Source organism: Kosakonia quasisacchari (assembly GCF_004331415.1).
Lineage (GTDB): Bacteria > Pseudomonadota > Gammaproteobacteria > Enterobacterales > Enterobacteriaceae > Kosakonia > Kosakonia quasisacchari.
In genome coordinates this window covers 25897-39923 of record NZ_SJOP01000020.1, presented here as the reverse complement: position 1 = coordinate 39923, position 14027 = coordinate 25897, and the positions used below count along the sequence as shown (strand labels likewise).

The following is a 14027-nucleotide window of genomic DNA, read 5'->3' as shown; positions in this document are numbered from 1 at the left end:
AAATGACCACTGACACGTTCGATTTCTCCATCCCTATTGACCGCCACGGCACCTGGTGTACGCAGTGGGATTATGTCGCCGATCGCTTTGGGCGCGCGGACTTACTCCCCTTCACAATTTCCGATATGGATTTTGCCACCGCGCCGTGCGTGATTAACGCGCTACAACAGCGGCTTACGCATGGCGTGCTGGGTTACAGCCGCTGGAAAAACGAGGAGTTTCTGGGTGCCATCTCGCACTGGATGACCAGCCGCTTTAATACGCAGATTGACGCTGAAAGCATTGTTTATGGTCCGTCGGTTATCTGGATGATTGCCGAAATGATCCGCCAGTGGTCGCAGCCGGGTGATGGCATCGTGGTTCATACCCCGGCGTACGACGCGTTTTATAAAGCCATTCAGGGGAATCAGCGGCAGTTGCTGGCCGTACCGCTACAACACAGTAGCGACGGTTGGGTCTGTGATATGGCGCAGCTCGAAGCCGTGCTGGCAAAGCCGGAGAGTAAAATCCTGCTGCTGTGCAGCCCGCAAAACCCGACCGGGAAAGTGTGGACTCACCATGAACTGGAAACCATGGCTGCACTGTGTGAGCGTCATAACGTAAAAGTGATAAGCGACGAAATTCATATGGATATGGTCTGGAGCAGCCAACCGCACATCCCCTGGAGCGCTGTTGCACGCGGGCCGTGGGCGCTGTTTAGTTCGGCATCGAAAAGCTTCAATATTCCCGCGCTGACCGGCGCGTGGGGGCTGATTGATGATGCGCCGTCGCGCAATGGCTGGCTTGAAGCGCTGAAAAACAGCAATGGCCTCTCCTCTCCGGCGGTGTTATCGGTCGTCGCCCATATCGCTGCTTACCGGGACGGTGCGCCGTGGCTGGATGCGCTTCGCTCTTACTTACGCGCCAATCTGGTTTATCTGGCAGAGCGCCTGAATAACGCCTTCCCTGTGCTGAACTGGCAAGTACCGGAATCCACCTATCTGGCATGGATAGATTTGCGCCCGTTAGGTATTGATGATTCCGCACTGCAAAAAGCGCTGATCGAGGAGCAAAACGTGGCCATTATGCGCGGCGATACTTACGGCGCAGAAGGCCAGGGGTTTGTTCGCCTCAATGTCGGTTGCCCACGGGTGAAACTCGAGCAAGGCGTGAAGGGATTAATCGCAGCATTAGCGTCGCTTCATTAAGCCAAAATTTGCGCAACTCGCCCTCCGGGTTGCGCAAGATAGCTTTTTACCGCCTTTTGTCTCTATAATGGCGAGCACTTTCTTAAAATAAGAGTGCGACCATGATTGATCCCAACCTGCCGTTAACTGATATTCATCGCCATCTTGACGGAAACATCCGTGCACAAACGATTCTGGATCTTGGCCGCCAGTACAATCTGCCCCTGCCTGCACAAACCCTGGAAGCACTGCGTCCACACGTTCAGGTCACCTCCAATGAACCGGATTTGGTCAGTTTCCTCGCGAAACTTGACTGGGGCGTCAAAGTGCTGGCGTCGCTGGATGCCTGTCGCCGCGTTGCCTACGAAAACATGCAGGATGCCGCGCTGAACGGGTTGCATTACGTTGAACTGCGCTTTTCGCCAGGTTACATGGCAATGACCCACAACCTGCCGGTGGCGGGCGTTGTCGAAGCGGTGATTGCTGGCGTGCGCGAAGGGAGTCGTGATTTCAACGTGCAAGCGCGCTTAATCGGCATTATGAGCCGCACTTTTGGCGAGGCTGCGTGTTTGCAGGAACTGGACGCGCTGCTAGCGCACCGCGACGGAATCACCGCGCTGGATCTGGCCGGAGATGAGCTGGGTTTCCCCGGCAGCCTCTTCCTTTCTCATTTCAACCGCGCGCGTGATGCGGGCTGGCAAATAACGGTTCATGCCGGTGAAGCCGCTGGCCCGGAAAGCATCTGGCAGGCGATTCGTGAACTCGGCGCAGTGCGAATCGGTCACGGTGTGAAGGCGATTGAAGATGCCGCACTGATGGATTTTCTTGCCGAACAACGTATTGGCATCGAATCCTGCCTGACGTCGAATATTCAGACCAGTACTGTGCCGTCACTCGCCCGCCATCCGCTTAAAACGTTCCTTGAGCATGGCATTCTGGCGAGCATCAATACCGACGATCCGGCGGTGCAAGGTGTCGAGATTGGTCATGAATATCAGATTGCTGCCCCGGCTGCCGGACTGAGCCGCGAGCAGATTCGCCAGGCGCAGATTAACGGGCTGGAGATGGCCTTTCTCAGCGCGGCGGAAAAACAGGCGCTGTGCGATAGCGTTGCGAAGGCGTAAGAATGGCGTAAAGAAAACCGCTCACGGCAATACGTGAGCGGTGATTTTTCAGGTCAGACTCAGCGTAGAACGATGTTTCGCAGATTCAATACCCAGCTCAATCAGCTCCATTATCTGGATTGCCTGACTGGCCGGAACCGGGTTTTCCCCCACGCCGTTCAGCGCGTCGCGAATGGCCGCATAATAGGCCGGGTAGTTGCCCGGTAGCGTCAGCCAGTTCTCTTCCTTACGCTCTTCTCCGTCAACACGGGTTAACACACCGTCGCGCATGTCATAACCCCAGTCTGCCTGCGGCAGCCGCGCGCCGCTTTTCAGGCACTCCTCCTGCGGGTCCAGCCCATATTTCACATAACTGCCGCGCGAACCATGCACGATGTAACGGGCCGATTCTGCGGCGGCCAACAGGGTGCCATGCAACACAATCCGGCGCTGCGGATAGGCAAGCACCGCGTGAAAATAGTCTGTAGACTGCGCGCCAGGGCGTAACTGCGCCAAATCCACGGTCATTGATACCGGTAAGCCGAAGAGGTTAACCGCCTGATCGAGCAGATGCGGCGCCAAATCATACCAGATGCCGCTGCCGGGCCCGCCTTGCTCACGCCAGCGGTTACGCACCTGCGGGCGGAAACGGTCAAAATGCGATTCGAAATAGGCCACCTCGCCCAGCGCGCCGTCGGCGAGTAAGGCTTTGAGCGTCAAAAAATCACTGTCCCAACGGCGGTTATGGAACACCGACAACACACGTCCGAAGCTGCGTGCCAGCGCATCCAGCTCACGAGCCTGTGACAGTGTCACCGTAAAGGGTTTATCCACCACCACATGTTTGCCCGCTTCCAGCGCCGCTTTGGCCAGCGGGAAATGGGTATCATTCGGCGTGGGAATGACAATCAAGTCAATTGACGGATCGTTAAATAGGTGCTTCGGCTCAGAGACAACCGGCACGCCAGGCCAATCCACTTTCACTTTCGATTCATCGCTGCTGGAAATCGATGCCAGCTCCATCCCCGCCGTTCCGGCAATTAATGGCGCATGAAATGTTTTGCTGGCATAGCCATAACCTATTAATCCGACACGGATTTTATCGCTCATAGAGTGGTCTCTCCTTATTGGAACGTCTATTTCACACCATCTACCAGGTGGCGACAACCGCTTCAGTAACCCATTAGTGAAACGAATGAATTTACCGTGCTCAGCCCTGGTTTCTGCTTAAAAAATCTGCTTAAATCTGCAACCAGGCACCGGTATTTATTGATAGCCGCAGACGAAAGTAAACATCAGGGAGTAGTAAAAGTATGGCCGGAATTTTCAATCGGATTATTGAATTAATGGGTTGGGTGGTACTCGGCGTATCGACCATTCTTTTGGTTTTTGCCAGCCATATCGATAATTATCAACCTCCTGAACAGAGCGTCGCGGCACAAAAGAAATAATTGCCGCCATAAAACGCGCAAAGTGCAATCAAGCTGCATATGTTTATTGCCAGCCATGGTGAAGGGCGTTAATCTTCACAGCCGGGTGCTGTTCTGGTGCCTGGTTTCACCTGAAAAGAAAACTCTTAATTTAGTGGCGGACCATTCCTGCGCTATTTACGCCCGGGTAATAATGTTTATTATTCGTACAAAATTAGCCCGCGTGTATTTTCTGCCTCTTTTATTATATGGACACCCTTCGACATGACCGTTCAGGACTATTTATTAAAATTTCGCAAAATCAGTTCGCTTGAAAGTCTGGAAAAATTGTTCGATCACCTCAATTACACGCTGACCGACAGCGGTGAAATTATCAACATGTACCGCGCAGCGGATCATCGCAGGGCGGAACTGGTTTCTGGCGGCCGCCTGTTTGACATTGGGTGCGTTCCGCGCTCGGTATGGCGCTACGTGCAGTAACGCCGCTGGCATTCGTCGTGTAATGCTTTATACTCCTCGCCCGGCGAAATCATTCACAGCATTAATGCCTTCACAGAGGAATACGCATGACAACGACTCCCGCAGAAAGAATCGGAGGCTGGTTACTCGGCCCTCTGGCCTGGTTGCTGGTCGCGTTATTAAGCACCTCGCTGGCATTATTGCTTTATGCCACCGCATTAATGACACCGCAGTCGGTTACGGCGCTGGGCGCGCAACCGCTGAAACAAACCATACTGTGGTTCGTCTCTTTCGCCTTCGCTATTGCCATCTGGTATTACACCTTCTGGCTGGTTATCGCCTTTTTTAAACGCCGCCGCAGCGTGCCGAAGCACTATATTATCTGGCTTATGGTCTGCCTATTGCTCTCCGTTAAAGCCTTTGCGTTCGCTCCCGTCACCGATGAACTGGCACTGCGTCAGTTACTCTTTCCGCTGCTTGCCGCCGCGTTGATGGTGCCCTATTTCAAGCGCTCAAGCCGCGTGAAAAGGACCTTTGTTAATCCGTAATAACCTTACAGTTATCCTGTTGTCGCCCGGTGCTGTTTGACCGATAATAGGCGGCTTTTTTTATTTCAGGCCACATAATGACAGACTATCTGCTGCTATTTATCGGAACGGTGCTGGTCAACAACTTCGTACTGGTGAAGTTTCTTGGCTTGTGTCCGTTTATGGGCGTTTCCAAAAAACTGGAAAGCGCAATGGGTATGGGACTGGCGACCACCTTCGTGATGACGCTGGCGTCCATCTGCGCCTGGCTCATCGATACATGGGTGCTGATCCCGCTGGATTTAGTCTACCTGCGCACGCTGGCGTTTATCCTGATTATCGCCGTGGTGGTGCAGTTCACCGAAATGGTGGTGCGGAAAACCAGCCCGGCGCTCTATCGTCTGCTGGGTATTTTCCTGCCACTGATCACCACTAACTGCGCGGTACTCGGCGTGGCCCTGCTCAATATCAACCTTGGGCACAATTTCATGCAATCGGCGTTGTATGGTTTCGCCGCCGCCGTAGGGTTCTCATTGGTTATGGTATTGTTCGCCGCGATTCGCGAACGCCTTGCCGTTGCCGATGTGCCCGCGCCCTTTCGCGGCAATGCGATTGCGTTAATCACTGCGGGCTTAATGTCTCTGGCCTTTATGGGCTTTAGTGGTCTGGTGAAACTGTAATATGAGTGCGATTTCCATAGCCGTTGCCGCACTGAGCGTGCTGGGGCTGCTGTTTGGCGTCATTCTGGGTTACGCCTCCCGCCGTTTTGCGGTTGAGGATGACCCGGTTGTTGAGCGCGTTGATGAATTATTACCCCAAAGCCAGTGCGGGCAGTGTGGCTACCCTGGCTGTCGCCCTTACGCTGAGGCGGTCGGATTGCAGGGTGAAAAAATTAACCGCTGCGCCCCCGGTGGCGAAGCGGTGATGCTCAAAATCGCCGCGCTGCTGAATGTCGATCCGCAACCGATTGATGGCGATGCCGCAGCACTTGAGCCTGTGCGTATGCTGGCGGTAATCGATGAGAACAATTGTATTGGCTGTACGAAATGCATTCAGGCTTGCCCGGTAGACGCCATTCTCGGCGCAACGCGCGCCATGCATACGGTGATGAGCGATCTGTGCACCGGTTGTAATCTTTGTGTGGATCCGTGCCCGACGCAGTGCATTGAGCTGCGTCCTGTGGAAACGACCACCCATAGCTGGAAATGGGATTTGCAGACCATTCCGGTGCGTAATATTCCTGTGGAACACCATGCTTAAGTTATTTTCCGCTTTCCGAAAAGAGAAACTGTGGGATTTTCACGGCGGCATTCATCCGCCAGAAATGAAAACCCAATCAAACGGTACGCCGCTGCGCCAATTGCCGCTGGCGAACCGCTTTGTGATCCCCCTCAAGCAGCACCTCGGCGCTGAAGGCGAGCTGTGTGTACGCGTGGGTGACAATGTGTTGCGCGGCCAGCCGCTGACGCGGGGGCGTGGCCGTATGTTGCCTGTTCATGCGCCGACTTCCGGCACCGTCGTGGCAATTGCGCCCCACTCCACCGCGCATCCCTCTGCGTTACCAGAGATGAGCGTCATCATTGAAGCGGACGGTGAAGATCGCTGGATTGAGCGCGATGGCTGGTCGGATTACCGTTCGCATAGTTACGAAGCACTCATTGAGCGTATCCATCAGTTTGGCGTTGCAGGGCTTGGCGGTGCGGGCTTCCCTACCGCGGCAAAACTGCACGGCGGTGGCGATAAAATCAACACGCTGATTATTAACGCTGCGGAATGCGAGCCGTATATCACCGCTGATGATCGTTTAATGCAGGATTGCGCGGCGCAAATTATGGAAGGTGTGCGCATTCTGGCGCACATCCTCAAACCGCGTCAGGTGCTTATCGGTATCGAAGATAATAAACCGCAGGCCATCTCCATGATGCGTGCGGTGCTGGCGGGTAGCCACGATATTCAGTTGAAAGTCATTCCAACGAAATATCCCTCCGGCGGCGCCAAACAGCTTACGCAGATCCTCACTGGCAAGCAGGTGCCGCACGGCGGGCGTTCGTCGGATATCGGTATTCTGATGCAAAACGTGGGTACGGCGTACGCAGTAAAACGCGCGGTGATCGACGGCGAGCCCTTAACAGAGCGCGTTGTTACGCTGACCGGTGAAGCGGTGACGCGCCCTGGAAACGTCTGGGCGCGTCTGGGAACACCGGTTCGCCATCTGCTCGATTTCGCCGGTTTCTGCCCTTCCGCCGAGCAACTGGTGATTATGGGTGGCCCACTGATGGGCTTCACTTTGCCGTGGCTGGATGTGCCAGTAGTCAAAATCACCAATTGCCTGTTAGCACCATCAGCCAGCGAAATGGGTGAACCGCAGGAAGAGAAAGGCTGCATTCGCTGCAGCGCTTGCGCCGACGCCTGCCCGGCTGATTTGCTGCCTCAGCAACTCTACTGGTTCAGTAAAGGCCAGCAGCACGACAAAGCGACGGCACATAACCTTTCCGATTGCATCGAATGTGGTGCCTGCGCCTGGGTTTGTCCGAGCAACATTCCGCTGGTGCAATATTTCCGCCAGGAGAAGGCAGAAATTTACGCCATCGCGCAGGAAGAAAAACGTAACGCTGAAGCCAAAGCACGCTTTGAAGCGCGCCAGGCACGTCTTGAGCGCGAAAAAATTGCCCGCCAGCAGCGTCATAAGCAGGCTGCCGTTCAACCTGCCGCCAAAGATCAGCAGGCAATTGATGCCGCACTGGCGCGCGTACGCGAAAAACAGACGACCGCCGCACAGCCAGTCATTATTCAGGCCGGTGCCCAGCCCGATAACAGCGAAGTGAGTGCGGCGCGCGAAGCACGCAAAGCGCAGGCACGAGCCCGCCAGGCAGAAAAAGCCCAACAAGCGCAAAACAGTGCCGCCACCAGCGAAACAGCCGATCCGCGCAAAGCTGCGGTTGAAGCAGCTATCGCCCGTGCCAAAGCGCGCAAGCTCGCCGACAGCCAACCCGATGCATCCGCAGCAAACGCTGAGCAACCGCAGGTTGAAACCGAACAATCACCGGCTGAATCTGCGCCGGTCGATCCGCGCAAAGCCGCGGTTGAAGCGGCAATTACTCGTGCCAAAGCGCGCAAGCTTACCCACAGCCAGCCCGATGCATCCGCAGCAAACGCTGAGCAACCGCAGGTTGAAACCGAACAATCACCGGCTGAATCTGCACCGGTCGATCCGCGCAAAGCTGCGGTTGAAGCGGCTATCGCTCGCGCCAAAGCGCGCAAGCTCGCCCAGAGCCTGCCCACAGAATCGACAGCAAACGCTGAGCAATCCCAGGTAGAAGCCGAACAATCACCGGCTGGATCTGCGCCGGTCGATCCGCGCAAAGCTGCGGTTGAAGCGGCTATCGCCCGCGCCAAAGCGCGCAAATTAGAACAAAAACAAGCCGCCGCGCAAGCTGATGATGTCTCGTCTTTTGCACAGGCAGCCAACGACGACCCGCGCAAAGCCGCAGTCGCCGCAGCCATCGCCCGTGTTCAGGCGAAGAAGGCTGCACAGCAAGCTGTTAACGAGGATTAAATGGTTTTCAGAATCGCAAGTTCCCCTTACACCCATAACCAGCGCCAGACCTCACGAATTATGCTGCTGGTGACGCTCGCGACCGTGCCGGGCATTGCTGCGCAACTGTGGTTTTTCGGTTGGGGGACATTGATACAGCTTTTTCTCGCGATTATCAGCGCACTGGCTGCCGAAGCGCTGGTACTGAAATTACGCAAGCAGAACGTGGGCGCGATCCTGGCAGATAACTCTGCCCTGTTAACCGGTCTGCTGCTGGCTATCAGTATTCCCTCTTTCGCCCCGTGGTGGATGGTGGTGCTTGGCACCGTGTTCGCTGTGGTCATCGCTAAGCAGCTTTATGGCGGTTTAGGCCACAACCCATTTAACCCGGCGATGATTGGTTATGTGGTACTACTGATCTCTTTCCCGGTGCAGATGACCAGTTGGCTGCCGCCGTATGAAATCGCACGCACCGTTCCCGGTTTTATGGATGCGTTACAGGTTATTTTCACCGGTCACACGGCCACAGGCGCGAATATGGAAACGCTGCGCATCGGTTTTGATGGCATCAGCCAGGCGACGCCGCTCGATACTTTTAAAACCTCATTACATGCCGGGCACAGCGTCGAGCAGATCCTTCAGTCCCCTATCTATAGCGGCGTGCTAGCCGGTGCGGGCTGGCAGTGGGTCAACCTCGGTTATCTGGCCGGTGGACTGTTCCTGCTGTGGCAGAAAACCATTCGCTGGCATATCGCGGTAAGCTTCCTGCTGAGCCTGGCAATTTGTGCAACTCTCGGCTGGATTTTTGCCCCACAATCGCTGGCTGCGCCGCAGCTGCATCTGCTCTCTGGCGCAACCATGCTGGGTGCTTTTTTTATTCTCACCGATCCGGTTACCGCTTCGACCACCAACAAAGGTCGTCTGATTTTTGGCGCGTTGGCGGGCGTGCTGGTGTGGCTTATCCGCAGTTTTGGCGGCTATCCGGATGGCGTGGCCTTTGCCGTATTGCTGGCGAATATTACCGTGCCGTTGATTGATTACTACACGCGCCCGCGCGTGTACGGGCATCGTTAAGGAGCCGCCATGCTAAAGACAATGCGTAAACATGGCGTGACGCTGGCGCTGTTCGCCGCAGGTTCTACCGGGCTGACCGCCGCAATCGACCAAATGACGAAAACAACGATTGCCGACCAGGCTGCGCTGCAACAAAAAGCGCTATTTGATCAGGTGATCCCAGGCGACAGCTATAATAACTCGCTGCAACAGAGCTGTTTTCTGGTTAGCGATCCGGCGCTTGGCAAAGGGCAACACCATGTTTGGATTGCCAAAAAAGACGACAAGCCGGTTGCGGCTGTCCTTGAAGCGACCGCACCGGATGGTTACTCAGGCGCAATCCAACTGCTTGTTGGCGCAGATTTCAGCGGCACGGTGCTGGGTGTGCGCGTGACGGAGCACCATGAAACGCCGGGTCTCGGCGATAAAATTGAGTTGCGTATTTCCGACTGGATCACTCATTTCACCGGGAAGCGGATTGATGGCGCGACCGATGGCCACTTTGCGGTGAAAAAAGATGGCGGCGATTTCGATCAGTTTACCGGTGCGACCATCACGCCACGCGCGGTCGTTAATGCGGTAAAACGGACCGGCCTGTACGCAATGACACTACCGGAACAGCTTTCCCGTTTACCGGGTTGTGGAGAGTAAGCGATGAGCGAAGTCAAAGAGGTTATTGTTCAGGGGCTGTGGAAAAACAACTCTGCGCTGGTACAGCTGCTGGGTATGTGTCCGCTGCTGGCGGTGACATCCACCGCCACCAACGCGCTGGGGCTGGGGCTGGCGACAACGCTGGTTTTAACCCTGACCAACCTGTTTATTTCCACCCTGCGTCGCTGGACGCCGGATGAGATCCGCATCCCGATTTACGTGATGATCATCGCCTCGGTGGTCAGCGCGGTACAAATGCTGATCAACGCCTATGCGTTCGGTCTTTACCAGTCACTGGGCATTTTTATTCCGCTGATCGTCACCAACTGTATCGTGGTGGGGCGTGCTGAAGCGTTTGCAGCGAAAAAAGGCCCGGCACTTTCTGCACTCGATGGATTCTCGATTGGGATGGGTGCAACCTGTGCCATGTTCGTGCTGGGTTCGCTGCGTGAGATCCTCGGTAACGGCACGCTGTTTGACGGCGCTGATGGCCTGTTAGGCGGCTGGGCGAAAGTGCTGCGCATAGAAGTGTTCCACACCGATTCCCCATTCCTGCTGGCGATGTTGCCGCCGGGCGCGTTTATTGGCCTCGGCATGATGCTGGCGGTGAAATACCTTATCGATCAGAAGATGAAAAAACGCCGTGAAGCGGCGGCGACAGCGGCAAACGACAGCACTCAGGCCGCGCCCGGGAAGGCATAATGAATAAAGCAAAACGACTGGAAATTTTAACCCGCCTACGGGAAAACAATCCGCACCCGACCACCGAGCTGAATTTCACCTCGCCGTTTGAGCTGCTGATCGCCGTGCTGCTCTCCGCGCAGGCCACCGATGTCAGCATTAACAAAGCCACTGCGCTGCTCTACCCGGTGGCAAACACACCCAAAGCGATGCTGGAACTGGGCGTTGAAGGCGTGAAACAGTACATCAAAACTATCGGCTTGTTTAACAGCAAAGCAGAGAATGTCATCAAGACCTGCCGTATTTTGCTGGAACAGCACAATGGCGAAGTGCCAGAAGACAGGGCCGCGCTGGAAGCCCTACCGGGCGTCGGGCGTAAGACCGCCAATGTGGTGCTCAACACCGCGTTTGGCTGGCCGACCATCGCTGTGGACACGCATATTTTTCGCGTTTCTAACCGCACGCGTTTCGCGCCGGGTAAAAACGTTGAGGAAGTTGAAGAGAAGCTGCTGAAAGTGGTGCCTGCTGAATTTAAAGTCGATTGCCACCACTGGTTGATCCTGCACGGGCGATACACCTGCATCGCCCGTAAGCCGCGCTGCGGCTCTTGCATTATCGAAGATCTGTGCGAGTACGACAGTAAAGTCGATATTTAACGCCCGTCAGAACGGGCGCATGATGGCCAGCAGAATGATCACCGCGACGGCGATAATGGTTATGCTGGTGGCATTGCGAATCGCCCCCATGCCCTTCACCGCTTCACCTGCCGCAATACGGCGCAGCGTGGCAGAGAGAAAACCATGCAGGCCGGAAAGCAACAGCACCACGCACACTTTTACTATCAACCACAGATGCGGCATCTGACCGTGCGCAATCACCATTACCGCACCCGCAACCCACAGCAGTAACATTGCAGGTGTGGTAATTTTGCGGCTCCAGCGGCGTACATCGCCCGCCAGCGCGACACGCGCGGTGTTATCCGCTTGTGTTGCGCACCAGCCGGCAACGACAGCCATAACCAGCATTCCGCCTATCCAGACGATGGCCGCCGCGATATGTAACGCATTGAGCCATGGATGAAAGTTCATATTTCGACTCCAGTGTAATAAAGACTGCGGCAAGTCTGACAGCGTATCTGCGCCCTGTCATGAACAATGCGCGGCAAATAGAAGAAAAGGTCTGGGTATTGATTTCTGACTGATGACCCAACGAGTAGCGGATAAGAGAACTCGCTGATTTTATGTCATAACTTTATGTGATAACGCTCACGTCTCTGTAAGTTACTCAAAATTTCGAATAATTGCGCACAGATCGTGATATTGAGCAAATAATCGTCCGCTTATGCGTATTTAATAAGGTTATTCCTTTTTTTAGAAGAAAAAAATCCAACTGATGGCGAATTCAGTCATTATTGCTAACACGATGTTAAAAAAGAGATTAGCAATGTACAGCAAATGGTTGCAGTGCAAACTTTAATCACGTTTAGCAAGAGATATGACCAGATTGATCACATAAACCAGCCCAATACACTACCATTACGGCAAAATAGCAGAACATATGCCTCAATGTGCAATCTAACCCCCGAACAGTAGTAGAAAAATCCACTTTTATTTCAATGCTGAAATTTAACTCTGAATAACAAATAAAAACACCGAGCATTGTAATGCACTGGATCTATGTAACAGAATATGTCAAAAGACTTGCCTGAACGCGCTGGATAGTGAACATTAACCGCCGTTTTCCCCTCCCAATATAACTATAAGCGTGATGAACTCTGGTCATTGCGCGCTGCACACCCCCGTTAATATGGGATGTAAAAAAAGAGGTATATGTGTCAACTGCAAACAAACCAACGGAAAGCGTCAGCCTGAACGCTTTTAAACAACCGAAAGCGTTTTATCTGATCTTCTCTATCGAGTTATGGGAACGTTTTGGTTACTACGGCCTGCAAGGGATTATGGCTGTTTACCTGGTGAAACAACTGGGTATGTCCGAAGCGGACTCTATCACATTGTTCTCCTCCTTCAGTGCACTGGTTTATGGCCTGGTTGCCATCGGTGGCTGGCTGGGTGACAAAGTGCTGGGCACCAAACGCGTGATTATGCTGGGCGCGATCGTGCTGGCCGTCGGTTATGCGCTGGTGGCGTGGTCCGGTCATGATGCGAACATTGTGTACATGGGCATGGCGGCCATCGCCGTGGGTAATGGTCTGTTTAAAGCCAACCCGTCCTCACTGCTCTCCACCTGCTATGCGAAAGACGACCCGCGTCTGGATGGTGCATTTACTATGTACTATATGTCCGTTAACGTCGGTTCTTTCTTCTCCATGCTGGCAACCCCGTGGCTGGCCGCGAAATTCGGCTGGAGCACCGCGTTTGGTTTGAGCGTGGTGGGTCTGCTGATCACCATCGTTAACTTCTCCTTCTGCAAACGTTGGGTGAAAAACCACGGTTCTAAACCTGATTTCGAACCGCTGCGCGTTGGCTATCTGCTGGCGACCATCGTTGGGGTCGTGGTGCTGATCGCTATCGCCACCTGGCTGCTGCACAACCAGGGCATTGCGCGTATGGTGCTGGGCGTTGTCGCTCTGTGCATTATCTGCATCTTCGCCAAAGAGACCTTTGCGCTGAAAGGTGCTGCTCGTCGTAAAATGATTGTGGCCTTCATTCTGATGGTGCAAGCGATTGTCTTCTTCGTGCTCTACAGCCAGATGCCGACGTCGCTGAACTTCTTTGCTATCCGCAACGTTGAACACACCCTGTTCGGTATCGCTTTCGAACCTGAGCAATATCAGGCGCTGAACCCGTTCTGGATCATTATTGGTAGCCCGATTCTGGCCGCTATCTATAACAAAATGGGCGATACACTGCCGATGCCGCACAAATTTGCCATTGGTATGGTGCTGTGCTCTGGCGCATTCCTGGTGCTGCCGCTGGGCACGAAATTCGCATCGGATGCGGGTATCGTTTCCGTAAGCTGGCTGATCGCAAGCTATGGCCTGCAAAGTATCGGTGAACTGATGATCTCAGGTCTCGGCCTGGCGATGGTCGCGCAACTGGTGCCGCAGCGTCTGATGGGCTTTATCATGGGAAGCTGGTTCCTGACCACGGCGGGTGCGAACATTATCGCTGGCTATGTGGCTAATCAGATGGCTATCCCGGAAAACGTGACCGATCCGCTGATGTCACTGAACATCTACGGCAGCGTCTTCCTGCAAATTGGTATCGCTACGGCGGTTATCGCTTTGCTGATGATCCTCACCGCACCGAAGCTTAACCGCATGACGCAGAGCGAAGATAACACTCGCGAAACGTCGGAAACCGCTACGGCGTAATCGTCGCGGGGAACACGAAATATTCAGCCGTTAACGCAAGTTAGCGGCTTTTTTTTTATTCCACCGCGTAATAACCTATGCCGGAAAT

Annotated in this window: 15 protein-coding genes; 13 read left to right on the top strand and 2 right to left on the bottom strand. The window is 54.4% G+C overall.

Annotated elements, in window-relative coordinates; genetic code table 11:
* Window positions 1-2: 2 nt before the first annotated feature.
* Complete coding sequence (locus E0L21_RS19225; protein ID WP_131412293.1) at window positions 3-1187, top strand: MalY/PatB family protein; 1185 nt, start codon at window positions 3-5, stop codon at window positions 1185-1187.
* 101 nt (window positions 1188-1288) lie between these two features.
* On the top strand, window positions 1289-2290 hold the full coding sequence (add, locus tag E0L21_RS19220) for an adenosine deaminase (protein WP_131412291.1): 1002 nt from the start codon (window positions 1289-1291) through the stop codon (window positions 2288-2290).
* A 48-nt stretch (window positions 2291-2338) separates the two neighbouring features.
* Here the strand turns inward: add and E0L21_RS19215 are convergent, their stop codons facing one another.
* Entirely contained in the window at window positions 2339-3379 is a 1041-nt protein-coding gene (locus tag E0L21_RS19215; protein WP_131412289.1) for an oxidoreductase, read from the bottom strand.
* Window positions 3380-3582: 203 nt separating this feature from the next.
* On the opposite strand from E0L21_RS19215, the gene blr reads away from it, so the two are divergent.
* The 10 genes from blr (at window position 3583) to nth (ending at window position 11261) form a co-directional block, all read left to right on the top strand.
* On the top strand, window positions 3583-3720 hold the full coding sequence (gene blr / locus E0L21_RS19210; RefSeq protein WP_016496263.1) for a division septum protein Blr: 138 nt from the start codon (window positions 3583-3585) through the stop codon (window positions 3718-3720).
* Between the two features lie 243 nt (window positions 3721-3963).
* On the top strand, window positions 3964-4179 hold the full coding sequence (gene ydgT / locus E0L21_RS19205; protein ID WP_016496264.1) for a transcription modulator YdgT: 216 nt from the start codon (window positions 3964-3966) through the stop codon (window positions 4177-4179).
* Between the two features lie 86 nt (window positions 4180-4265).
* Window positions 4266-4706, top strand: a complete 441-nt coding sequence (locus E0L21_RS19200; protein WP_131412287.1) for a DUF2569 domain-containing protein — start codon at window positions 4266-4268, stop codon at window positions 4704-4706.
* Window positions 4707-4783: 77 nt separating this feature from the next.
* A complete protein-coding gene (gene rsxA / locus E0L21_RS19195) occupies window positions 4784-5365 on the top strand; it encodes an electron transport complex subunit RsxA (protein WP_017456621.1) in 582 nt (193 codons plus the stop codon).
* Window position 5366: 1 nt separating this feature from the next.
* Complete coding sequence (rsxB, locus tag E0L21_RS19190; protein ID WP_131412285.1) at window positions 5367-5945, top strand: electron transport complex subunit RsxB; 579 nt, start codon at window positions 5367-5369, stop codon at window positions 5943-5945.
* Window positions 5938-8241 carry an electron transport complex subunit RsxC gene (gene rsxC, locus E0L21_RS19185; RefSeq protein ID WP_131412283.1) on the top strand — a complete coding sequence of 768 codons (2304 nt, stop codon included), beginning with the start codon at window positions 5938-5940 and terminating at the stop codon, window positions 8239-8241. The genes rsxB and rsxC overlap by 8 nt, the downstream gene beginning before the upstream one ends.
* On the top strand, window positions 8242-9294 hold the full coding sequence (rsxD, locus tag E0L21_RS19180) for an electron transport complex subunit RsxD (RefSeq protein ID WP_131412281.1): 1053 nt from the start codon (window positions 8242-8244) through the stop codon (window positions 9292-9294).
* A gap of 9 nt (window positions 9295-9303) precedes the next feature.
* Window positions 9304-9924 (top strand): electron transport complex subunit RsxG, encoded by a 621-nt coding sequence (gene rsxG / locus E0L21_RS19175; RefSeq protein ID WP_131412279.1) that lies wholly within the window; start codon window positions 9304-9306, stop codon window positions 9922-9924.
* Window positions 9925-9927: 3 nt separating this feature from the next.
* Window positions 9928-10626, top strand: a complete 699-nt coding sequence (locus tag E0L21_RS19170) for an electron transport complex subunit E (RefSeq protein ID WP_131412277.1) — start codon at window positions 9928-9930, stop codon at window positions 10624-10626.
* Window positions 10626-11261 (top strand): endonuclease III, encoded by a 636-nt coding sequence (gene nth, locus E0L21_RS19165; RefSeq protein ID WP_131412275.1) that lies wholly within the window; start codon window positions 10626-10628, stop codon window positions 11259-11261. The genes E0L21_RS19170 and nth overlap by 1 nt, the downstream gene beginning before the upstream one ends.
* A 6-nt stretch (window positions 11262-11267) precedes the next feature.
* Here the strand turns inward: nth and E0L21_RS19160 are convergent, their stop codons facing one another.
* Window positions 11268-11693, bottom strand: a complete 426-nt coding sequence (locus tag E0L21_RS19160; RefSeq protein ID WP_131412273.1) for a CopD family protein — start codon at window positions 11691-11693, stop codon at window positions 11268-11270.
* A 743-nt stretch (window positions 11694-12436) separates the two neighbouring features.
* Here E0L21_RS19160 and dtpA point away from each other — a divergent pair.
* Window positions 12437-13939 carry a dipeptide/tripeptide permease DtpA gene (dtpA, locus tag E0L21_RS19155; protein ID WP_131412271.1) on the top strand — a complete coding sequence of 501 codons (1503 nt, stop codon included), beginning with the start codon at window positions 12437-12439 and terminating at the stop codon, window positions 13937-13939.
* The last annotated feature ends 88 nt before the right edge of the window (window positions 13940-14027 follow it).

Excerpts from the sequence above, each read along its gene's own strand:
- E0L21_RS19200 (WP_131412287.1), top strand. The coding sequence starts at position 4,266 with ATGACAACGACTCCCGCAGAAAGAATCGGAGGCTGGTTACTCGGCCCT.
- rsxA (WP_017456621.1), top strand. The coding sequence starts at position 4,784 with ATGACAGACTATCTGCTGCTATTTATCGGAACGGTGCTGGTCAACAAC.
- ydgT (WP_016496264.1), top strand. The coding sequence starts at position 3,964 with ATGACCGTTCAGGACTATTTATTAAAATTTCGCAAAATCAGTTCGCTT.
- nth (WP_131412275.1), top strand. The coding sequence starts at position 10,626 with ATGAATAAAGCAAAACGACTGGAAATTTTAACCCGCCTACGGGAAAAC.
- E0L21_RS19160 (WP_131412273.1), bottom strand. The coding sequence starts at position 11,693 with ATGAACTTTCATCCATGGCTCAATGCGTTACATATCGCGGCGGCCATC.
- blr (WP_016496263.1), top strand. The coding sequence starts at position 3,583 with ATGGCCGGAATTTTCAATCGGATTATTGAATTAATGGGTTGGGTGGTA.
- rsxC (WP_131412283.1), top strand. The coding sequence starts at position 5,938 with ATGCTTAAGTTATTTTCCGCTTTCCGAAAAGAGAAACTGTGGGATTTT.
- E0L21_RS19170 (WP_131412277.1), top strand. The coding sequence starts at position 9,928 with ATGAGCGAAGTCAAAGAGGTTATTGTTCAGGGGCTGTGGAAAAACAAC.
- rsxB (WP_131412285.1), top strand. The coding sequence starts at position 5,367 with ATGAGTGCGATTTCCATAGCCGTTGCCGCACTGAGCGTGCTGGGGCTG.
- rsxD (WP_131412281.1), top strand. The coding sequence starts at position 8,242 with ATGGTTTTCAGAATCGCAAGTTCCCCTTACACCCATAACCAGCGCCAG.
- E0L21_RS19215 (WP_131412289.1), bottom strand. The coding sequence starts at position 3,379 with ATGAGCGATAAAATCCGTGTCGGATTAATAGGTTATGGCTATGCCAGC.
- rsxG (WP_131412279.1), top strand. The coding sequence starts at position 9,304 with ATGCTAAAGACAATGCGTAAACATGGCGTGACGCTGGCGCTGTTCGCC.
- E0L21_RS19225 (WP_131412293.1), top strand. The coding sequence starts at position 3 with ATGACCACTGACACGTTCGATTTCTCCATCCCTATTGACCGCCACGGC.
- add (WP_131412291.1), top strand. The coding sequence starts at position 1,289 with ATGATTGATCCCAACCTGCCGTTAACTGATATTCATCGCCATCTTGAC.